Source organism: Telluria sp. ZB4P36 (genome assembly GCF_059685865.1).
Map to the genome: position 1 here is coordinate 1 of NZ_JCASIE010000049.1, position 2,162 is coordinate 2,162.

The 2,162-nt window shown below is 55.8% G+C and carries 2 protein-coding genes; both read right to left on the minus strand.

Annotated elements, in window-relative coordinates; translation table 11 throughout:
- Nucleotides 1–114 precede the first annotated feature (114 nt).
- A complete protein-coding gene (locus AC56LK_RS25195) occupies nt 115–264 on the minus strand; it encodes an RHS repeat domain-containing protein (protein ID WP_497187178.1) in 150 nt (49 codons plus the stop codon).
- Nucleotides 261–2,162 (minus strand): hypothetical protein (locus AC56LK_RS25200; RefSeq protein WP_497187179.1); only part of this gene is annotated, 1,902 nt, incomplete at its 5' end. The genes AC56LK_RS25195 and AC56LK_RS25200, both read right to left, overlap by 4 nt.

Sequence of the window (2,162 nt, forward strand, 5' to 3'; positions counted from 1 at the left end):
TCGCTTCGCTGACCATGCGCACAGCGCGCTCGATGACTTCGGGGGAATACTTGGGTTGCTTCTTCATAGCTCCATTTTCTCAAAGAATGGAGCCTCCACAAAACTCGGGGCGGTTCAGTTCAGCGGATCCGTAATTTGTGTGACGTTGCCCACCGGATCGTACTGATAACTCGTCGTTGTGTTCTGGACTTGTGCCGAGGTCTCGACTGCCATCATCGATAGCAGCGTTGCCACCGCATGTGAAATTGCTTTCTGATAGCTCATAGCGCGGCTCCCGTCACTTGCTTGACCCGGTTCAGCAGATCGTAACTACGGCTGATTTGACGAGCCAATAAGCCGGAACTGTCACGCACCTGCTCAGAGATGCGATTCCCCATCGCATCGAGCGTGTAGGCGATGCTATTGCCAAGGCTGTCAGAGACGCCAGTCTGCCGTCCAGCCGCGTCATAGGTATAGCTCAGCGTACCGCCGGATGGATACACAACCTGAAGCAGTTTCCCCGCGCCGTCGTAGGTGTAGCCGGTCGTTTCCCCGCCCACGGTCACCGTCGCTGGCGCGCCGCGCCAGGTATAGGTAATATCGGTCACCAAACCGTTGGGATCGGTAATGCGCCCCGGCTTTCCATCGGCGTTGTAGCTCGTCAGCAAAGTCTGATGACCAAGGGCATTGGTGACAGTGCTTAGGTTCCCTTGCCCATCGTAAGTGAACGTCGTAGTCGCTGAACCCACGGCGCCAGGTACGGTGGCTTGTGTAACTTGCCCGTGCTCGTTGTACGTATAAGTCCAGACGCGCGCTGTGCCAGTCAGTGACGCGGAAAACCCGAGGGCTCCATTAGTATCGGAAGTTGCACGGACGGTCTTGGTCAGTACATTTGCTTTCGCGTCGTAGATGTAATCGATGCGGCGATTCGGCTCGGCCACGGATTCGGGAACCCGCAAGTAGGCATGCCAACGCGTGCTTGTCTTACGTGCCAATGGCGTCCCGGATGCCTCAGTACGCGTGAGCTCAAGATTGCGCACGGTGTCGTAAGTGTAGGTGGTCGTGATGCCCGCGAAATCGGTGTTGCTCACCATGTTCCCATTCCCGTCATACGAAATAGTATTGGTTGCTGCCGCGCTACCTTCACCGCTCGGCTGCGAAACGGAATTGAGGAGCTTCACCCCGTTTGCCTGCTGAAACAGAATGGTCCGCTGGGCGCCAAGCGGGTCGGTCAGCTTGTTTGTAGACGCATTGAACGCATACTTGTCGACACCGCCAGCACGCTCAGTGGAAATAGGGTAACCATTGGTGTCGTATTTATAGGTCGCGTAACGTACAACATTCCCGGGGCTGATTTCGTAACTGATTCCGGTCAGGAAATGAACGAAATTAGGCTGGCCGTCGACTGGTTGAAATCCGGATTCGTTGTAGTGATAGAACTTACGAAGTCCATCTGGAAAGGTAACATCGGTCAAATTACCGATTACATCGTAGGCATACTGATAGAGCCGTCCGGCCGGATCGATCATTAGGCTGATTCTGCCTTTGGCGTCATAGTGGAACTGCAAGACTCGTCCAAAGCCGTCCGTCACCGCGAGAAGCAAGCCCGGCCTGGGCGCGATGGCCGCCGAAGTCAAGGCATCACTGTACTGAAAAGTTTGTAGCGTACCGCCCTTCAGCTTTTGCGAGACCAGCAGACCGCTCGCGTCATAGACTTCGGTATCGCCACTTGGCGTAACCAGCGTCCAAGTCATGATGTTGCCGCTTTGATCCCTTTCAGACGACAGTCTGTAGTCGGTGTCGCTGTCGGTCGACCATTGATCATTCTGACCCGTCGATTCGAAGTAGATACGGTACCCATCTTGACGGTTGGCGTATGCCCCAGCCGTAGCACCCACACGCGGAGGACCATCTGGCCATCCACGAGGCGCTACATACGCATAGCGCCGAGGCAAGGACAAATACATGGCCTGCGTCGAGGCGAAAGCTGTCAAGGACTTCGCATAGTTATGCTGCCAAACGGCTGAAGCGGCGCTTTCTATGTCTGGTGCAAGCAGGGTGTTCCGGTGAGGTGTACTGTCAATAACGGACACGCATGTCTTAAGCCGCCTGCGGCTGTTCGCTGAAGGATTCGGCGAACAACGCTGGCGGAACAAAGCCGATGCGGGAATGGCGCCGCTGTC

Excerpts from the sequence above, each read along its gene's own strand:
- AC56LK_RS25195 (WP_497187178.1), bottom strand. The coding sequence starts at position 264 with ATGAGCTATCAGAAAGCAATTTCACATGCGGTGGCAACGCTGCTATCG.